Genomic DNA, 18535 nt, shown 5'->3' on the forward strand with positions numbered 1-18535 from the left:
AGTGGCATTCTACTCAACCGCCTTCTCGAGTCAAGCCTTATTTTCAGAGGCTTTTCGAGGCACCGACTGGCTTAACTGCGTTGCCGCTTGCCCTGTCGATGTGGCGCATTATAGAGAGATTGATCACGCTGGCAAGGGATAAATTGAAATAAAACTGCAATAATCTGCACTTTCTTAGTTATTCATAACAAGACACAGCTTTTATACAAACTTATCCACAGAGCACTGCTGAAACGGGGCCTGGCGCCCGACCAGTTAGTCAATTTTGCCCTCCACTTCGTCGCAGGAGGGATCTTATTCCAGCCCAAGGTGGCGCTGGTGCTCGTCCTCTATATATAAGGAAGCGCTCACAGCAGCCCCGCCTCTTGTACCCATGACGCCATCAGCTCGGCCGCAGGAAGATCACGGCTGCCCGATCGATTCTGCCCGGCCCAGAGCGGTGAGAAGTCATGACTTCCCCTCCTCTCTGCCGCGCCACGCAGTGGTGCCAAGGCCATGCTGGCGTGTGGAAAGGTGGGCGCCAGCTCGGATAGCGGGCCCAGCTCCCGCATCAGGCGGTTGACGATGCCTCTGGCGGGGCGGCCGCTGAACAGGTTGGTCAGTGCAGTATGATGACCCCATTCGGAGTGGAGAGCTTCGCGGTGCAGGGCAGAGGTCGTCGCCTCGGTACTGCAGAGGAAGGCGGTGCCCATCTGCACGGCGCTCGCCCCCAGCGCCAGGGCGGCGCGGATCCCCTTGCCATCGACGATGCCCCCCGTCGCAATGACTGGTAATGTCACCGCTTGCACTATTTGTGGCAGCAGAGTGAAGGTGCCTTGCTGCAGACTGAGATCGTCCGAGAGGAAGTGACCGCGATGGCCCCCCGCCTCCAGCCCCTGGGCGATGATGGCGTCGGCGCCATGCGCGCTAAGCCAGCGCGCCTCTGCCACAGTCGTCGCACTGGCCAGCACCTTGGCTCCCCCGCTTTTCACGTATCCGAGCAAGGCGGGATCGGGCAGTCCGAAGTGGAAGCTGACCACCACGGGTTTGAACTCGGCCAGGATGGCGGTATGTTCTTCGTTGAAGGGGGTTCGGCCGGGAGCGGTCAGGACGGCATCAGTGCTCAAGCCACACTCGGCATAATAAGGTGCCAGTGCCTGTCGCCAGCGGCGATCTGCGGCCAGATCTGGCTCGCACTGATGATGACAGAAGAAGTTGATGTTAAAGGGCCCAAGGCCGCTTTCCCTGAGCAGGGTCAAGGAGCGCCGCAGCTCGGCCAGGCTGAGCATGGCGGCCGGCAGGGAGCCCAGTCCACCGGCGGCGCTGACCGCCAGAGCAAGGTTGCAGTCTTGAACCCCTGCCATGGGAGCCTGAATGATGGGATAGCGAAGCCCGAGTTGGCCAAGCAGGGTCATGCTCCTCCCTCCGTCTGCCCTGCCGACACTGCCTCTTCTATATAGTCGCGCGCCATGACGATGGCACTCTCGATGGCAACCCGCGCCTGCGGACTGTTCTGCCAGCAGGTCGAGCCCAGCATGCTGGCCACCAGCCGGACTATCTGGCCGGTGTCGGCCTCCGCCAACTCACGCAGGCTATGGTAGCCGAGTTGTTCGAGCCGCCCGATGACGGTGGGCCCGACCCCCTTGACCCCGAGCAGCAAGGCCCGCTCCTTCGCCGGGAACTGTTTCAGATCAGTCATTCATCGCCTCCTTATGCCATGACACTGCTTATCTCTCTGCCTTTCTCGGCAGCCAACCATCACAACCGCTCTTTAACGCACATTTCTTAGCAGGAAATCTGGCTGACCACAGGAGCGAGCCTCTCGCTTGCGCATCTCGTCGGAGCAGGGCACTGCGTCATGCACTTCCTTGTCGATGCAGACATAGATCTCCCGCAGGAAGCGGCCGCCGTCGGCGCAGGCCAGGGTGATGCTCCCTTTGGACAGCCAGGCATTGGCATCGACCAGATCCTGCTTGAGTTGCTCTCGGCTCTTGCGCAGCGGCTCACTGGGCGCCTGGTAGGCGGCGGGCACCTTCACCCGCTGGCGCAGCTCGCCGGCCAGCCGGTGAAACTTCGGCTGGTCGAGGCCGGAGCAGGTGCCGTGCTTCTCCCATTCGTGGCGATAGAGGAAGCGGCTGGGATAGAGTCCGGCAAACTCGCGCTCCATGGCGGGATCCAGCCGCTCGGTGCCGCAGTCACTCGGGTAGCCGCGCTGATATTGCGGCCAGAGGCCGTGCAGCACGAACCCCAGCGGTCGGCTGCACTGCTCCCGATCGCCCGGTTTGACGGCGCAGTGCTGCGGCGACCAGGAGAGCGCCAGCGCGTAGTAGTCAAACTCCCCCGCCCGCCCCTTGCCCTGCACGCCTGAGACGAGCAACAGGGCACCGATCAGTAACACCATCATCTGCTTCATCTTCTTTTCATCTCCATCACCGCATCTTGCCTCCCCCGGACGAGAAAAATTTCCCTTCCCTCTCGGCCCCATGCTCCCACACCAGGGAGTCAAAGAACAACCATGCGAGCGGTCCCTGCGCGACGGGGTCAGACCAGTTAAGGGTTTCCCCTCCCGGATCTGAGGCGTAAGCTGACTCTCCGGCGAGCCTCTGCGTCCCGCCACCGTCTCCGAATTCATCTGCAACAGGACGTAACATGATCCGCAAGAATCCCTCAGGTCACCTGCCCGTTATCGACGAATCTGCCTATATCGACAAGACCGCCATCATCTGTGGCAAGGTGATCATCAAGGAGAATGTGTTTGTCGGCCCCTACGCCGTGATCCGTGCCGACGAGGTCGATGAGCATGGGGACATGGAACCCATCGTCATCGGTGCCAACTCCAACATCCAGGACGGGGTCGTCATCCACTCCAAGTCCGGCGCCGCCGTCACCATCGGCGAGTACAGCTCCATCGCCCACCGCAGCATAGTGCACGGGCCCTGCGAAGTGGGGAACCGGGTCTTTATCGGCTTCAACAGCGTGCTGTTCAACTGCCACATCGGCGAAGGTTCCGTGGTACGCCACAACTCGGTGGTCGATGGCTGCGATCTGCCTCCCGGCTTCTATGTGCCCTCCACCACCCGCATCAACCAGCAGAGCGATCTGGCCGAGATCCCGCGCGTCACCGTGGATGCCACCGAGTTTTCCGAAGACGTGGCTCACACCAATATCGATCTGGTCAAGGGCTACAAGGCACTCTCCAACGAGTTCTGATTTTTCCCTCATCCAGACAGCAAAACGGGCGCCAGGGCGCCCGTTTTTATTGCGGTGAAGCTGTGCTGGTTGCCTAACTCGCCCGCACACAGGCGGCGGCATGCGCCTCTTCGGGCAGATCGGTGAGAGGCTCGCCGGTGCCCAGATCGAGCAGGGGGGCCTCACCGTCGCCATTGCTGGCATCGCTGCTCCAGAAGCGGCTGTAAAGCGGCCAGCCTTTTTCGGTCAAGAGCTTCATCTCCTCACCCGCCTGGTGATAGGCGGCGAACAGGCTCGCCAGCTCCTGCGCCCCCGGCAGACGCCAATCATCGTGACCACGGGCCACCAGCTGCTGGCAATAATCGCGCGCCCGCTGCTGACTCATCATCGCGTAGTGGGCGCTGAAGGGGTTGTAATCCCCGTCCTCGTCGTTCGCCGTGTCGTCATAGGCGATCCCCAGCCGATCCGCCTCGCTCTGGGTCAAGGGGCAGACGAAGGAGAGCTTGCCCGCCGCCAGCTCGGGCTGGTGGCAGCCCTGGCTGAAGTCCGGTTGGGCATCCACCACCTGCACTCGCACCGCCAGAGTACGGCCACCCGCGCTGACCCGCACCCGTGCCGGGCCGACGGCGAGGCCGCTGACCGCCCCCTGCCCATCGATGCTCGCCAGCTCGGGCAACTCGCTGGACCAGGTTGCTGGCTCGGTGAGCGGCGCCAAGGACCCATCGCTCAGGCGCAGGGCCAATTGCAGGGCCAGGGTACGGCCGACCTCCAGCTGGGGCAGGGCCGGTGTCACCACCAGATCGACTGGGATGGCACCGACCGGACGGGCGTCATCCACCTCGCTCAAGCCCAGCTCGGCGACGCTGGCCGGGGTACGCCTCGGCTCGGCGGAGGCCCCGCGCAGGAACTCACCGATGGCGTCGAGCTCATCGTTGGTCAGGCCCAGCGCATGGAGGTGATCGGACGCCTTGGGGAAGAAGGGATCGTGCTGATCCGCCCCGGTCGGGAAACCGACCCCGCTGCTCCACTTGGTGACGCCGAAGTTGTACATGGCCACCACCCCCTGCACCGAGCCGCCGAGGCGCTGGGCCAGGATCGGGAAGACGCCGTTGTGCATATAGGGGCCGGTGAAGGCCACATCCCGCAGGCTCGGGGTCTTGAACAGCCCCATGTCCGCCTTCTGGCGGGTCTGCAGGAAGCGGCCCCTGTCCTCGAGATTGCGGCCGTAATAGGTCAGCCCCACGCTCTCAAACTGATGCTGGGTCAGCAGAGGACCTGAGTGGCAGTTCATGCAGCGGCCATCGGTTCTAAACAGGTGCATGCCCCAGAGCGCCTTGTCGCTGAGCGCTTGGGCATCCCCCTTGACGAAGCGCTCCAGCGGGCTCGGGCTGCTGATGATGGTGCGCTCGAAGGTGGCAATGGCCTTGGCAACCCGATCCAGGGAGATGTGATCATCCCCGAAAGCCGTGGCAAAAGCCGCCAGGTAGTCCGGGCTGGCCCGCAGCCGTGCCAGCAGCTCGTCGTGATCGAGGGCCATCTCCACCGGATTGTTGATGGGGTGCAGGGACTGCTCCTCCAGGGAACCGACCCGGCCATCCCAGAACTGGGTGCTGCTGTAGGCGGCATTGAGGATAGTGGGCGCGTTGCGGGTGCCCTTCTGGCCGAGATGACCGACCGACACGCTCAGCCCATCGCTCCAGCCTTTTTGCGGATCGTGACAGCTGGCGCAGCTGATGTCGTGGGCCTTTGAGAGCTGCTTGTCGAAGAACAGCTGCTGGCCCAGCACCACCTTGGCCCGGCTGTAGGGGTTGTCGACCGGGAAGGGCACCGCGGGCAAGGCCCCGAGCTCCTGCCATTGCACGCCGTCATCCACATTGGCGACGGGCCATTGGCTGCTGTCGCCAGCGTATTGCGCTCGCAGCGCCGCCAGTTCCGGCATGTCGCCGTCACGCACCACCGAGGGGCGCACCGGGTAGAGGGCGACCGCATACCAGAGCAAGCTGCCCTCCCCCTCGTCGAGCCAACTGCGGGTCAGCGGCTGATAGAGGCGGGCCCGAGCGCCATCCTGCAGCCAGATCTGCTGGGGCAAGGCGAGGGCGAAGGTATGGGGATAACGCCAGTCCTGCTTGTCGGTGGTGAGCAAGCGTTCAAACTCCACCAGGGTCGGCAGGCGCCACCCTGTCTGGCCACAGCTGGTCGGACGCAGCGCCAGTTGCTCGCGAGCGGCCGGCACCGAGTCGATAAAGCCCTGCCCCGGCAGCCAATATTGGCTGCCCTTGACCCCGGAGACGGTGCGCACGTCGTGCAGACAGTGCCAGGCGCCCTGGGTCAGCAACTTGCCCTGTTCATCCAGTCGCAATAGTTCGGCGGTCTCGGGCTCCCCCGGGATCACGGGCTTGGTTGGATAGATCGCAAGCTGGGCGGCCTGGATCGCGGCTTCGTTGGTGCGGCGATACCAGCTGCGGGCGGCGCTGTCATCCAGCAGCGCCAGCAGCATCTGCCAGCTGTCGGGGTAGTTGAGCTCGGCCCCCAGTCGCTGGGCCCGCAGCAGGGTGGCATAGTCCTGAATGGCGGCCTGTTGCTGCAGGCGGATCTCGCTGCCCTGACCCCATTCGCTGGCATCGAGTGCCCCGTCACCATTGCGATCGCTGAGCAGGAAGATCGCCGTTTCCTCCTCATCCAGTCGCAGTGTCGGCGCGGCTGCGCGGCGAGCCCGATTGTCACCGGCAGCCAGGTCGGCCACCAAGGCACTGCTGGCCCGCAGGATGTAACCATCCTGCTCACCGCTGAGTTCAAGCGGTGCCGTCAGCAACAGGCCGGCGGGCAAAGTCAGGGTCGGGTTGCCCTGGCCGGTCAGGGTCACTGATGTCCCTATCCCGGTGGCGCGCTGGCGCAGGTTCAGGGTCGCACCCGGTGCCAGTCGGTCACCCAGATCGATGTCGAGGATCAGATCGGCCCGGGTATGGGTCTGCAGCGGCGGCTCGACGGGTGGGGTGACGATCGGCGGATCGATCACCGGCGGGGTGACGACGGGAGGCTCGACGACAGGAGGCACTGGATTGGTACCTTGGCTACCGTTGTCGTTACAAGCAGTCAGGGCCAGCAAGCTGGCCAGCAGTAATATGGGTTTCATCGTTTGGTTGCGGTGGGCAGACAGGCCGGCGATTATCCATTCAAACGGCAATCATTATCAATTGCATCCAGCTAATATGTTTTTTAACAACAACTTCGCTACCTGAATGTGACAAGGGGTGGCCACAAGCCACCCCCGATCGCCTTAATATATAGACAGCACCTGCCCCTTCTTTTAATTGCACTTCTTCAGGCTGACATGCCAGTTGGCACCAGACTGCACCTGATACTTGGCGGCGAAGCTGTCCATGTTGAGTGCCACCGACACCTGCAACAGGCTGTTGAGGTAGATGAGCGGCTGTCCCTCAGGCACGTCGCCGAAGCTGCTGACGTAGGGGGCCTTGCCCTCGTACTTCTGCACATTCCCTTCGCTTATCTTGAAGCAGGCCTGGTCCCCCTTGTTGATCCCTGCCTTGGCGAGCAGGGTCTCGTCGATGTTGGTCCAGACGTTGCCGTACTGCACATCCAGGATGGGGATGGTGCCCTTGAGGGTGCCATCGGCCTCGGCCAGCGCCGGTTGGTAGGGAATGGTCACCACCTCGGCGGGCAGCAGCGGCCCCACTTGCTCGTAGCTGATGGTGCCGGAGGCGAGTCGCGCCCCGGTATAGGCGTAAACGTCACGGCCATGGAAGGTGTAGGACTTCTCGGAGCCCTTGAGGCGATTGCGCTTCTCGTCTATCTGGCGCACCGCTTCGATGCCGAAGTGCTCGGCCACCAGGGTCAGGGTGCCGTTGTCCGGCGAGACGATGTAATGACCACTCTTGGTCTTGAGCACCACAGAGTGGCGCGCCGTGCCCACCCCCGGATCCACCACGCTCACAAATACCGTGCCCTTGGGCCAGTAGTTGATGGTCTGATAGAGACGGTAGGAGGCCTCCCAGATGTTGTAGGCCGGGATCTCGTGGGTCAGATCGTAGAGCGGCAGGGTGCGATCCACCCCGAAAGCAACCCCCTTCATGGCCGATACGGCGCCATCCTTGAGGCCAAAGTCGGTCTGAATGACCAGCGCCTCGTTGGCAAAGGCACAGCCCGCCACCAGCGAGAGGGCGAGCACCAGGGTGCGGGGAGCGGTGCGAATATCCATATCAGAACTCCTTGTAGATCGATGAACAGGCATAAACAGCCATTTAGACATCCAGAATGCCATCATGTGCATTCTTTGCAAGCCGTCTCGCCCGAATGGGGGGAAAAGCACTCGCCTGAGCGCCCGAACTTGTGTATCCATGGGGCTGGGCAGAAGAATCAAGCGAGGTAGGCATGACAGAGACGGGGACTCCCACACTCTTGCTGAGTCTGGGTGAGCAAAGCAGCCGGGTGCGACTGACTTGGGAAGATGGCACCCTCTGGGATCATCCGCTGGCCTTTGGCCTGGAGGCCATGACGCCGGGCCCCTTTCGTCGGGATCCGCCCAGCGCGCTCGAGTTGGAGCAGGCCATCATGGTGGTGGAGGACGTGCTGATGCCGCTGGCCGCCCAGATCCCGCCCCACGAGAGGCTGATGCTGCACAGCCCCTACCCGTTGGTTGGCGAACTCGGCAGCCAGGAACTGAGCCGAGAGAGCGTCGAGCAGCTGTTCGGTCAGTTTGCCGCCATGGTGGAGGGGGATCCGCTGGCGGCGGCCAACTTGCCCAAGGCCCGCCACTTTGCCGCCACCCTGCTGATCCTGCGTGAGTGGATGCACCATCTGGATGCCAAGCGAGTCGTGCTAATCGACGGCTGACACGCATCTCGCACGTGAACGACAGAGAGCCCCTGACCAGTGATGTATCGAGAACCATCGACGATGTCACGAGTGCGATCTGTCTCTTTTATCGCCATCACAGGTGCCCATATCATCGCCATTCAGCCTGTATCAATGTTGTCTGACACATAATATGGTACCCGATAAGCTCCCCCCTCCTTCCGGCAACAGGAAATACCCAAGGATATGGGAAATAAACAACTATCCCATTGATATAAACGGCTAATTTTCACAACGATTGACGTTCACCCGGTACCTTGCCTGCTTATAATCAGCTGAGCCAGGTCAGTTGCAACCCCTCTTGCCATTCGGGAAAGGTCCATGCCTGCATCGAAGTCGAACCCCCTGTCCCGCAAGTGGCTAAGCCGGCTTGGCTTCCTCTGCGTGGGGCTGGCGGGGCTGGCAATGGTGTTCAACTACGCCTACCTCAGCATTCGCCATGACATGGAGCTCATCACCGCCAAGCAGCCCAACGTGTTCGAGGTGTTCTATCAACGAGCGCGCATTCTGGCTCCGGCACAGCTGGCACAGTTTATCGATCAGAGCGCCATCAAAACCCCCATCTTCAGCGAGAACCACAGCGCTCTCGCCTATGTCTATGGCTACGACTACAAGAGTCGGAAGAGGTTTGCGGAGATCCCCATCATGCCGTCGCTTCACAGGACCCTGGCCGCCTATCAATACGTGCTCTCCTACCCCGAAGTCATCAACCTCTACGCCATCTTCGACGATCACCAGCTGCTCGGCATGATCGCTGACAATCGGGACCTCCCGGCCCGACTGCTGACCACCAAGAGGGCGCTGGGTCAGAGAGCGCCCTGGCTACACTACTTTGGCTGTGCCTCCTTCCCGATAGCCCATCAGCTCTGCAGCCCCGACGAGGCCCAGGTGTCCGACATCTACACGGACAGCTTCACCCAGCAACAGATCATCACCATGTACTTCCCCTTCGATTTCTATGATCTGGCGACCAGGGCATATCGCCATGGTCTGATGGGGATCGACATCGCCATCGACGCCGCTTTCAAGGATGTGCTGCAGCCCTATGAGAGTTCCAATCCAACCCGTACCGTCATCACCTTCGACGCCGCCGAGCCCTGCAGCCCCGGCCACCTCTGCCTCAGCACCCCCCTTATGCGCACCAAGGCGGGGGCCGATCTCTATCTCAAGTGGTCCTACTCCTACGGCAGTTTCGTGCAGAAGGTGGTGCTCTACAGCCCCGCCTTCAAGCTCTATCTCATCGCCCTGTTGCTGCTCATGCCGACCTGGCGACACCTCTATTCCCGCCTGTATTTACTGGCACACACCGATCAGCTGACCCGTCTGCCGAGACGAGACATCCTGGATCAGGCGCTGCTGCAGGAGCACGATTGCCTGATGATCCTGGACATCGACAACTTCAAGTCCATCAACGACAGCTATGGCCACGGCGTGGGCGACAGGGCTCTGACCGCCTTCGCCCACCACCTGAACAACAGCATCCGCAGCGGGGATACCGCCATCCGCTGGGGAGGTGAAGAGTTTATCGTCCTCTACAAGGGGCTCGGCAATGATGCCGAGATGTGCCGGACCGTCGCCCGCTTGCTGGCACAACCGATAGCGATCCCGGATCTCCCCACCCCCATCACCTTCTCGGCCGGTATCATCCGCATCCGGGATTACCTGTCGGTGGCCGACGCCATCACCCTGGCCGACGAGCTGCTCTATCATGTCAAGCAGCGCGGCAAGCACAACATCGCCTACCGACAGGGACTGGAGATCAGGCTGGTCAAGGAGCCGGGCGCCCCCCAGGAGGCGGGGTAAACAGGCGGAAATCGCTGTTGGCCGGTGCCGCGCTGGTTGAAGATCGGCAAGCAGCCGAGGTTCTTCTCAACTTCTGCTTAACCAGGCGGTTCTGTTACCATTTACCACTGTGACTGTTTTCATCCTGCCGCGATGGCCCAACCTGGTATCCCTATGTCTTTTGCCTCCTTTGCCGAACTGGCCCTCTCCCCTCGTCTGCAGCAGACGCTGAGGGAGCTCGGCTATGCCCAGCCGACCCCGATCCAGGCCAGCGCCATCCCGACCATACTGGCAGGCTGCGATCTGCTGGCGGGTGCCCAGACCGGCACCGGCAAGACAGCCGCCTTTGTGCTGCCGCTGCTTGAGCGGCTGATGCAGCACTCGCAGGATGAAAGGCCCCGCCCGATCCGTGCCCTGGTGCTGGTGCCGACCCGCGAGCTGGCGGTGCAGGTACACGAGAGCGTGCTGCGCTATGGCAAGGAGACAGGGCTGACCTGCGCTTTGGTGTATGGCGGGGTGAGCATAGCCGCCCAGGTGGAGGCACTTAGAGCCGGGGTGGATATCCTGGTCGCCACCCCGGGCCGGCTGCTCGATCACCTGCGCCAGGGGGCCCTGAGCCTGGCACAGCTCCGTCATCTGGTGTTTGACGAGGCGGACCGCATGCTCGACATGGGCTTTATGGACGAGATAAAAGCCCTGCTCAAGCAGATCCCGGCAGAGCGCCAGACCCTGCTGTTCTCCGCCACCTGCGATGACAATCTGTTTGCCTTGAGTCGCGTGTTGCTGCGCGACCCTGTGCTTGTCGAGGTGGCAACCCGCAACACCACGGCGGCCGAGATAGAGCAGCGGGTCTACGCGGTGGATGGCGATCGCAAGCAGGCATTGATCGAACACCTGCTCAAAGTGAAGGGCTATGCACCGGCGCTGATCTTCAGCCGCACGCGGCAGGGTGCCGACCAGCTGGCCCAGCGACTCGGCAAGGCGGGCATCAATGCGCTGGCCTTCCACGGGGATCTCTCCCAGGGGGCGCGGGAGAAGGTGTTGCTGGAGTTTCGTGCCGGCACCCTGCAGGTGCTGGTCGCCACCGACGTGGCCGCCCGCGGACTGGATATCTTGGATCTCAACTATGTGATCAACCTGGAGTTTCCACATCAGCCTGAGGATTACGTGCACCGCATCGGCCGTACCGGTCGCGCCGGCAACAAGGGGCTCGCCATCACGCTGTTCAGCCCGGAAGATGCACCTCAGCTGGAGAAAGTCGAAGCCGTGCTCGATACCCGATTGCCCCAACAGTGGTTCCCGGGTTTTGAGCCCGATCTCACCCGCTTCGAGCCCGAACCCCGCAGGAGCGGCAAGGCCGCCCAGAAACAGCGTGCCAGAAAACAGGCGCTGGGTGGCAAGAGTGGCAAAGTCCGGTAGGTGCGATTAGCGGAGCGCAATCGGACACGATAGCGTCTCTCCACCACAATAAAAAACGCCCAATTGGGCGTTTTTTATTGTCCAGTCAGGCCGTTGCGGCCACTAAGACTGGACTGCCAGCGCCGGCGGCAGGGATCTGAGGATCCGCCGCTCCGCCAGGGTGGAGAGGATAAACATCGCCAGATAGCCGAGGCCCAGCGCCACTATGATGGCGACCACGTTGGCGGTGAACTGGGCCACCAGATAGTAGGCCGCCACCAGCGCCACTATGCCCACCAACCGGATGATCAGGCTCTGGGTAAAGTGGCCGTGGGCCTTGATATAGGCGAGCTGATAGCCGTTGAGCATCATGAAGATGAAGAAGATGGAGAAGTGGAACAGCACGGGCACGGCCCCCGCATAGTCGGTGGGGAACAGCAGCAATACTAGCGACTTGCCCGCCAGCAGCATCACCAGGAAGAATATTGTGCTAACCACGGCGCTCAGGCGGAAGATCCAGCTACGGATCTGCCGGATCTGCCGGTGATCGCCATTGCGCAGGTTGACCGCCAATTCCGGCAACACGAAGCGATAGATGGGGAAGACGAACAGGGTCGTCATATAAGTGAAGATGGGGCGCACCACCACCTGAAAATCCCCCAGCTCGTCGAGGCTGAAGTGGCGAATGGTGAGCAGCACTGTGATGTAGATCATCAGGATGCTGGCCCCTGCCTCGAGGGACGCGGTGAAGCTCTTCTTCACATAGCTGCGCATCTCGGGGCCGAGCGCCACCCTGGCGAGCGGCCGGGTCGCGATAGCCCTGCGCCTATGCAGATACATATAGCCGGCTATCCCCAGAGAGGAAAAAGTCAGCCCGTAGAAGAGCGAGGCGATCGCCTCCATCCCGAGGCCGAAGTAGCAGATCCCAAACATCAGGGCATTGGCGAGCGGCTCCAGCCAGGTGACCCTGTTCGAGATCTCGTACATCCGGTACATGGCCACCAGATTGGTGAAATAGACCTTGAGCCCCAGCCCGACCATGAGTCCCACCAGGTGCAGATACTCCACCCGGATATGGAGCCCGTGCTTGATATAGGGGATCACGACCCCCCAGGTGAGCAGCACCATGCCGATGAGGAAGTAGCGGAAGATATTGATGATGTCTCTGTCGTTCCTGGTCTGGGAGTAGCTCACCACCATGGAGGAGCGAAAGCCGGTCATCAGGATGAGGGACAGGGAGATCAAGTCCACCACGCTGTTGAACAGCGCCAGATCCCCCTTGGCCACCCACTGCGCCAGCCACACCTTGAAGGCGAAGCCGATGAGGATGCTGGCCAGCGACGCCCACATGCCGGTGACGAAGGCCTGCTTGAGACGGGTGAGAGAGTCGGGTTGCACGTCTTGCGTAACTTGCATGATTCGAAAGGCCGGGTCGCTGCGAGGCAAGGGAGAGGCCCATCTTATAAAAAGGAGGCCCGGATTGAACAGCCTTAATCCCGTCCCCCTTCCCGGCAGGAGATAAGGGCGTTGCCATCCCCCCACCTCAAACCGACGCCTTAGCCCCCATCACCGCAGGACAGCGACCAGTAAGGCCCAAAGCATGCGCCACTCGGCGACGCCAATGCAGTGCGTCCAACTGCCGAATGAGTGGGTTGATTATCGAACATCACGCTTTTGATCAAAATATCAATACAAGATATCGAATTGCTGGCAAGTTCCCAGATTTGGCCAATCACGCCTCTTATAGTGGGCTCATGGACGGCTCCAGTCGTCTCCCCATGACGTACAAAACAAGGGAATCACCATGAAAAGACCCACAACCCCCCAGCTGGCAGCATTTTGTATCGTGCTACTGGCTGCATTCTGCTGGTCACTGCCTACCCCGGCAGGGCTGGCGCCGGCGGCCTACCACACCGCCATCCTGTTTATCGCCACCATCCTTGTCATCGTCACCAACGTCGCCCCAACTGGCTATATCGCCATTGTCTCTCTCGCCCTCTATGCCGTGCTCCACGCCGGAGGTGAAACCACCCCCAAGGCGGCCATCGAGGGAGCCCTTGTCGACTTCAATCACCCACTGATCTGGCTCATCGTCATCGCCTTCATGATTGCCAGCGCCTTTGCCAAGACAGGGCTCGGCAAACGGATCGCCCTCTTGCTGCTGAGCCGCTTCGGCCAATCCACCTTGCGTTCCGCCTACTGCCTGGCGGTCGCTGACTTTATCCTGGCGCCAGCCACCCCGAGCAACACGGCGCGGGCCGCCATCGTGGCGCCCATTGCCGACTCCCTGGCCAAGACCATCAACAAGGAGGATCGCAAGCTTGGCCAGTTCCTGCTCTCCAGCGTCAGCGCCATGAACGATGCCTCCGCCGTCGCCTTCAGCACCGGCTTCGCCGGCAATCTGGCGCTGGTCGGTATTGCCGCCAGCGTGGCGGGTCTTGCCATCGGCTTTCGTGAATGGGCGCTCTATCTGTTGCCACCCGCCATCGGCCTGCTGCTGATCATTCCTTTCGTGCTCTATCTGGTGATCCGGCCCGAGACTCGCGCTACCCCGGACGTTCCCCGCTTCGCCCGGGAAGAGCTGACCAAGATGGGCCCCCTGTCACGGCATGAGAAAAGCCTGCTGGGGGTGTTTGTCGGTCTGGTCGTGCTCTGGGTCGGCGGTAGCAACCTGGGACTGGACGCCACCACGGTCGCCTTCCTCGGTCTCGCCGCCTTGCTGCTGCTCGGCGTGCTGAACTGGAACGACGTCAAGGGCAACAGCGCCGCCTTCGATACCCTGATCTGGTTCAGCGTATTGATGGGGATGGCCGACAACCTCAAACAGGTCGGCTTCACAGACTGGCTGGGGAACGCACTCTCCCAGTTCATGCACAGCACCCTCGGCGGCTTTGGCACCCTGCCCATGCTGGTGGTGGTGATGGGGATCTATCTCTTCACCTCCTATGCCTTCGCCTCCGGCACCGCCAAGGTAGTGGCACTGGCCCCCGTGATCACCGGCGCCCTGCTGGCAGTCGGCGTGCCCAAAGAGATGGCGATCTTTAGCATCGCCGCCATCACCAACGTGGGCTGCAATCTGGCCACTTACTCCCATGCCCGTATCCCGCTGCTGCTTGGCATGGGATATCACACCAGCGGTGAGTGGATGCGCATCGGCCTGGTGATCGCCTTGGCAGGCTTTGCCGTGGTGATGTCCATCGGCCTGCTCTGGTGGCAGTTCTTGATCTAGATGGCGGGGACCCCCTGCCATCCCCCATCCAATGAAACAACGAAATGGATTTGCCCCTTCTCCCGCGTCTTGTCATGCACAAGGGGTGGGGGATGAGGGTGGCGGTAACGCAATAAGCCCAGTAATGTAGGGACGATTAGCGTGGCGTAATCGTCCGTTTATCGCGAACGACGTGATGGCAAGACAAGCAGGAAACCTTGGATGGCAACGGGCTTCTGGCTACCCCTTATCGCGATCGTCCGAATAGGCTTCGCTATTCGAACCGGCGGCCCTTTGGAGAGATATGACAAACCTACATAGAATTGAACTGCTTCATTGCGAAGAAAACTCTCCCTATTTAGCGCAACTGGATCAGTTATTTCAATCCGAGTGGTCAGACTTTCGGCTTTGTGATGCTTACACAAAAGATGCGAACTTACCGCCGGTGCTTGTTGCGGTAATGAATGATGTGGTGATGGGGGGTTTGGCTTACTCTCGCTTCAAGGAACCCCATCGCAGCGGTGACGTCATCTGGATCAATGCCGTGTTTGTCTGTGCCGAATACCGGGGTAAAGGCATTGCCAGCCGACTCATCAATGCCGGTGTGTCACAGTTGTTAGAGCCGTCACAAGACTATCTCTATGCCTATACGAATGTCCCGGCACTGTATCAATCCTTGGGGTGGTCTGAAGTCGATATTGAATATGAGCCAGATCACAAGGTCATGGGCATTTCACTCAAGCCCCAGCTACCCGAATAAAAAGCGTCGAGGAAAACAGCTAGGATCCGCTGGGGAATAGGTGCAACCCCCTGTATTTATCTGCCCCAAAACGACGGTACTATCTTGGGTGAGCTGCACTTCCGCCGCCCGCACGCTACCGCCCCAGAAGCTCGCCACCAGTATCAAGGCCCCTGCCACCCCGTATTTGATCCAGGATTTCATCGTCTTGCTCCCCTCTCACCGGCCCCTCGCCACCCCTGTGGCAAGCAGCCCTTTAGTCAGTGGGCAGAAGATAGGGGGGATTTGTGAGGGAAGCATGAGGTTGTGTGAAGCCAGGGTGAAGTCCGGAGAAATCAGCAGCAACCTCCTATTCGCGAACGTCCGAATACGCTTCGCTATTCGAGCATACAGCTTTACAGAGGTATCATTCGAAAACCAACATGAAGTACACTCCTCACGGAGTCTTGATGTGCAATATCAGCTTGCGTCTAAGGAACAATGGTTTTTTCAGCTAACACATATATTGAACCGGGACTTCCCCAGTTTTACCTGGGGAAATGTTCTCTACCTGTCCCCCCCATAACGTTACTGGTGGAGGGGCCCGGGGTTGCTCTGGTGATAATGATATACATCATTATGGATGCCTCATGTTACTACTAAAGTTATAGGATGTATAGATGACAACTTTATTTTCATGGACGGGTATCGATACGCATGGACCAGCATCAATTTACATCGCTAGTGATAGCCGGATATCTTGGGGAAAAGGTAATTACTGGGATGTGGGAAGAAAAGTATTTTCATCAAAAAAACACCCAGAATTATTTGGCTATAGCGGTTCAGTTACATTTCCGATTCAAATGCTTGGTCAACTCATTGAACACATAGATAATGGATTGGCTATTTGTCAAAATGATAATATAGATAAAAAACTAGAAAGCATTAGGTCTTATATTGAGAATAGCTTCAATGCAATGCCACACGATCAAAAAAAGCCCTGCCAAATATTATATGCGACAAGATTAGGAAATAGAATTAGTTCTAGTTTTCATATGGCAATATTTGATATTACTAGTGGGGGAATTTCTTGTGAGAAAATGGCTTTACCTGAAAAATCTGGTTTAATTGTGACTACAGGTAGTGGAAAAGTCTCATTTAAAAAATGGTATGACACATGGGTAGGAAAACCACACCAAGACCCTTATCAAACAGGGCGGACCAGTAGAGCTGTGTTTAGCTCTTTTTGTGACTCCTTGGTGTCCCAACAAGATCCCTTCAGTGGCGGAGCTCCACAGCTAGTAGGGCTATACCGTGAAGGAGCGGCAATAAACTTTGGTATTATATACAACGGTAAAAGATATTTTAATGGTTCAGAAGTAACTGCATCCCAAGACTTAAACCTTATAGAATGGAGAAATTCATTATTTGAGCGATGCGATGGTGACACCATGAATATTCTAGATAAAGCTCAGCGACAACCTAGACCTAAAATGGAAATAAATTAATACAAAATAACAAAAAAATACTTTTTAACCTTTACCCTCTCTATTTAATAAAATGAAAAAACGAATTTTACTATCAGATTTTCCAGAGGGGGGCATGATGCCTCCCTCTCTCTTTATCCCTGATACCTCGCGGACAGGGAGCTACAGCAATCAGGCCAACGGCGGCGTGCGTGGCGGCACCTTGCGCTTGCTGCCGGTTGACTCGAAGGCCGAGGCGACGCGCAGCAGGTTATTGTCGTCATAGGCGCGACCGGCGAAGGTCAGACCCACCGGCATGCTGATGTCAGCCATCACCCCCATGGGGACGGTCACGGTCGGCACGCCGAGATGGCGAATGGCGAGGTTGCCGTTGGCGACCCAGACGCCGTTGCTCCAGGCGATGTCGGCGGAGGCCGGATTCACATCCGCATCGGCCGGACCGACGTCGGCGACCGTGGGGAACAGCACGGCGTCGAGCCTGAGCTCGTCCATCCACTCTTCCAGATCCAGCTTGCGGGTCTGCTCCAGGCCGCGCAGGCCGTCCGGCACGGAGGCAATCTCGTCAAAGCGCTTGAGGCCGCGCTTGGCCATATTGACGTACTCGTCCATACCGGCCGCCAGATCCCCCTCTCGGTTAGGCAGTGTGCCCGGATCGTGGGGGAAGATCTTGGGCCCGTCCACATCGGCCAGCTTATTGAGCTTGGGATCGCCGTTGGCGCGCAGGAAGTCGTCGAACGCCCAGCCGGAGAGCTCCCACAGCTCGTCGTTGAGAAACTCCGGGCTCACGATACCGCGATTGAACACGGTCGGCGCACCGGGTCTGTCCCCTTCGCAGTTGGAGACCAGGGGGAAGTCCACTTCGATGACTTCCGCGCCAGCGGCTTCCAGCGCCTTGCGCGCGTCTTCCCAGAGTGCGATCACGGACGGGCGGGTATGGATGCGCTGACCGGTCGGGCCGCCGATGCCGGGGTGCTCGCTGGTGCCGGCCAGCTCATCCTTGTTGATAAACATGCGCGGCACCCCGAGGCGCTTGCCCTTGAGGGCATCAGGCTTGGCGGCGAGATCCAGGTAAGAGGCCGGACGCACCTCGGAAGCCTTGGGCAACTTGATCCAGGGCTGCATGCGCCACAGATCCCCACGGGTGTCGCTATCGTCGGCCACCACCACATCCAGCACTTCCAAAAGGTCTGCCATGGTGCGGGCGTAGGGCACGACGACGTCCATGGTCGGGGTCAGGGGCCAGTTACCGCGCACCGAGATGACGCCACGGGACGGGGTATAGGCACAGAGGCCGTTGTTGGAGGCAGGGCCACGGCCGCTCGACCAGGTCTCTTCGGCCAGACCGAAGGCGGCGAAGCTGGCGGCGGTGGCGGTGCCGGCCCCGTTGGAGGAGCCGGAGGCAAAGGGCGCGGTCAGATACTCAGCGTTATAGGGGCTCTCGGCACGGCCATAGACGCCGCGCTGCATGCCGCCATTGGCCATGGGCGGCATATTGGTTTTGCCAAGGCAGATGGCACCGGCGGCGCGCAGGCGCTCGACGGTGAAGGCATCGCGCTGGGCCACCAGATCCTTGAACGCCGGGCTACCGGAGGCGGCGGTCAGCCCCTTGACCAGGTAGCTGTCTTTGGCGGTGTAGGGGATGCCGTCGAGCGGCCCCAGGGTCTCGCCACGGGCGCGGCGAGCATCGGAGGCTTGTGCCTCTTTCAGCGCATCGGGGTTGGGCACCACCAAGGCGTTGAGCTTGGTGTCAGTCTCGGGGCCGTTGTAGGCGGCAATGCGGGCCAGATAGGCCTCGACCAGTTCGACCGCGGTGGTGCGGCCGGATTCGAGCGCGGCGCGCAGCTCGGCGATGGAAACCTCGGTCACTTCGATCATGCTGGATCTCCTGTAAAAGGGTGACGC

General features: G+C 60.2%; 14 protein-coding genes. 7 read left to right on the forward strand and 7 right to left on the reverse strand.

Features of this window, described 5'->3' with window-relative positions:
- Positions 1–347: 347 nt before the first annotated feature.
- The 3 genes from MM194_RS15620 to MM194_RS15630 all read right to left on the reverse strand — a co-directional run bounded on the left by MM194_RS15620 (position 348) and on the right by MM194_RS15630 (position 2392).
- The gene (locus MM194_RS15620) at positions 348–1394 is read right to left on the reverse strand and encodes a nitronate monooxygenase (protein WP_241344063.1); all 1047 of its coding nucleotides are present in this window, start codon (positions 1392–1394) and stop codon (positions 348–350) included.
- Positions 1391–1678: a helix-hairpin-helix domain-containing protein gene (locus MM194_RS15625; protein WP_033129733.1), complete on the reverse strand. Its 288-nt coding sequence runs from the start codon at positions 1676–1678 to the stop codon at positions 1391–1393. The genes MM194_RS15620 and MM194_RS15625 overlap by 4 nt, the downstream gene beginning before the upstream one ends.
- A 72-nt stretch (positions 1679–1750) precedes the next feature.
- Positions 1751–2392, reverse strand: a complete 642-nt coding sequence (locus tag MM194_RS15630) for a ribonuclease (RefSeq protein WP_033129732.1) — start codon at positions 2390–2392, stop codon at positions 1751–1753.
- A 236-nt stretch (positions 2393–2628) separates the two neighbouring features.
- Between MM194_RS15630 and MM194_RS15635 the strand changes: the two genes are divergently transcribed.
- Entirely contained in the window at positions 2629–3189 is a 561-nt protein-coding gene (locus tag MM194_RS15635) for a carbonate dehydratase (RefSeq protein ID WP_033129731.1), read from the forward strand.
- A gap of 73 nt (positions 3190–3262) precedes the next feature.
- Here the strand turns inward: MM194_RS15635 and MM194_RS15640 are convergent, their stop codons facing one another.
- The gene (locus tag MM194_RS15640) at positions 3263–6301 is read right to left on the reverse strand and encodes a cytochrome c peroxidase (protein ID WP_241344064.1); all 3039 of its coding nucleotides are present in this window, start codon (positions 6299–6301) and stop codon (positions 3263–3265) included.
- Positions 6302–6475: 174 nt separating this feature from the next.
- Entirely contained in the window at positions 6476–7384 is a 909-nt protein-coding gene (locus MM194_RS15645) for an S-adenosyl-l-methionine hydroxide adenosyltransferase family protein (protein ID WP_241344065.1), read from the reverse strand.
- Positions 7385–7557: 173 nt separating this feature from the next.
- On the opposite strand from MM194_RS15645, the gene MM194_RS15650 reads away from it, so the two are divergent.
- From MM194_RS15650 to MM194_RS15660, 3 genes are all read left to right on the forward strand, one after another.
- On the forward strand, positions 7558–8019 hold the full coding sequence (locus MM194_RS15650; protein WP_241344066.1) for a hypothetical protein: 462 nt from the start codon (positions 7558–7560) through the stop codon (positions 8017–8019).
- A 342-nt stretch (positions 8020–8361) separates the two neighbouring features.
- Positions 8362–9843 carry a diguanylate cyclase gene (locus MM194_RS15655; protein ID WP_241344067.1) on the forward strand — a complete coding sequence of 494 codons (1482 nt, stop codon included), beginning with the start codon at positions 8362–8364 and terminating at the stop codon, positions 9841–9843.
- Between the two features lie 153 nt (positions 9844–9996).
- A complete protein-coding gene (locus MM194_RS15660; protein WP_033129726.1) occupies positions 9997–11241 on the forward strand; it encodes a DEAD/DEAH box helicase in 1245 nt (414 codons plus the stop codon).
- Positions 11242–11343: 102 nt separating this feature from the next.
- Here the strand turns inward: MM194_RS15660 and MM194_RS15665 are convergent, their stop codons facing one another.
- The gene (locus tag MM194_RS15665) at positions 11344–12636 is read right to left on the reverse strand and encodes a hypothetical protein (RefSeq protein WP_241344068.1); all 1293 of its coding nucleotides are present in this window, start codon (positions 12634–12636) and stop codon (positions 11344–11346) included.
- A gap of 388 nt (positions 12637–13024) precedes the next feature.
- Between MM194_RS15665 and MM194_RS15670 the strand changes: the two genes are divergently transcribed.
- The 3 genes from MM194_RS15670 (at position 13025) to MM194_RS15680 (ending at position 16654) form a co-directional block, all read left to right on the forward strand.
- Entirely contained in the window at positions 13025–14449 is a 1425-nt protein-coding gene (locus MM194_RS15670) for a DASS family sodium-coupled anion symporter (protein WP_241344069.1), read from the forward strand.
- A gap of 283 nt (positions 14450–14732) precedes the next feature.
- Positions 14733–15188, forward strand: a complete 456-nt coding sequence (locus MM194_RS15675; RefSeq protein WP_241344070.1) for a GNAT family N-acetyltransferase — start codon at positions 14733–14735, stop codon at positions 15186–15188.
- A gap of 638 nt (positions 15189–15826) precedes the next feature.
- Positions 15827–16654: a hypothetical protein gene (locus tag MM194_RS15680; RefSeq protein WP_241344071.1), complete on the forward strand. Its 828-nt coding sequence runs from the start codon at positions 15827–15829 to the stop codon at positions 16652–16654.
- A gap of 150 nt (positions 16655–16804) precedes the next feature.
- Here the strand turns inward: MM194_RS15680 and MM194_RS15685 are convergent, their stop codons facing one another.
- On the reverse strand, positions 16805–18508 hold the full coding sequence (locus tag MM194_RS15685; protein ID WP_241344072.1) for an amidase: 1704 nt from the start codon (positions 18506–18508) through the stop codon (positions 16805–16807).
- Positions 18509–18535: the final 27 nt, after the last annotated feature.

It is taken from the genome of Aeromonas sp. MR16 (genome assembly GCF_022549315.1).
Classification (GTDB): Bacteria; Pseudomonadota; Gammaproteobacteria; order Enterobacterales; family Aeromonadaceae; genus Aeromonas; species Aeromonas aquatica.

Excerpts from the sequence above, each read along its gene's own strand:
- MM194_RS15685 (WP_241344072.1), bottom strand. The coding sequence starts at position 18,508 with ATGATCGAAGTGACCGAGGTTTCCATCGCCGAGCTGCGCGCCGCGCTC.
- MM194_RS15680 (WP_241344071.1), top strand. The coding sequence starts at position 15,827 with ATGACAACTTTATTTTCATGGACGGGTATCGATACGCATGGACCAGCA.
- MM194_RS15675 (WP_241344070.1), top strand. The coding sequence starts at position 14,733 with ATGACAAACCTACATAGAATTGAACTGCTTCATTGCGAAGAAAACTCT.
- MM194_RS15665 (WP_241344068.1), bottom strand. The coding sequence starts at position 12,636 with ATGCAAGTTACGCAAGACGTGCAACCCGACTCTCTCACCCGTCTCAAG.
- MM194_RS15635 (WP_033129731.1), top strand. The coding sequence starts at position 2,629 with ATGATCCGCAAGAATCCCTCAGGTCACCTGCCCGTTATCGACGAATCT.
- MM194_RS15655 (WP_241344067.1), top strand. The coding sequence starts at position 8,362 with ATGCCTGCATCGAAGTCGAACCCCCTGTCCCGCAAGTGGCTAAGCCGG.
- MM194_RS15645 (WP_241344065.1), bottom strand. The coding sequence starts at position 7,384 with ATGGATATTCGCACCGCTCCCCGCACCCTGGTGCTCGCCCTCTCGCTG.
- MM194_RS15660 (WP_033129726.1), top strand. The coding sequence starts at position 9,997 with ATGTCTTTTGCCTCCTTTGCCGAACTGGCCCTCTCCCCTCGTCTGCAG.
- MM194_RS15640 (WP_241344064.1), bottom strand. The coding sequence starts at position 6,301 with ATGAAACCCATATTACTGCTGGCCAGCTTGCTGGCCCTGACTGCTTGT.
- MM194_RS15670 (WP_241344069.1), top strand. The coding sequence starts at position 13,025 with ATGAAAAGACCCACAACCCCCCAGCTGGCAGCATTTTGTATCGTGCTA.
- MM194_RS15620 (WP_241344063.1), bottom strand. The coding sequence starts at position 1,394 with ATGACCCTGCTTGGCCAACTCGGGCTTCGCTATCCCATCATTCAGGCT.
- MM194_RS15630 (WP_033129732.1), bottom strand. The coding sequence starts at position 2,392 with ATGAAGCAGATGATGGTGTTACTGATCGGTGCCCTGTTGCTCGTCTCA.
- MM194_RS15650 (WP_241344066.1), top strand. The coding sequence starts at position 7,558 with ATGACAGAGACGGGGACTCCCACACTCTTGCTGAGTCTGGGTGAGCAA.
- MM194_RS15625 (WP_033129733.1), bottom strand. The coding sequence starts at position 1,678 with ATGACTGATCTGAAACAGTTCCCGGCGAAGGAGCGGGCCTTGCTGCTC.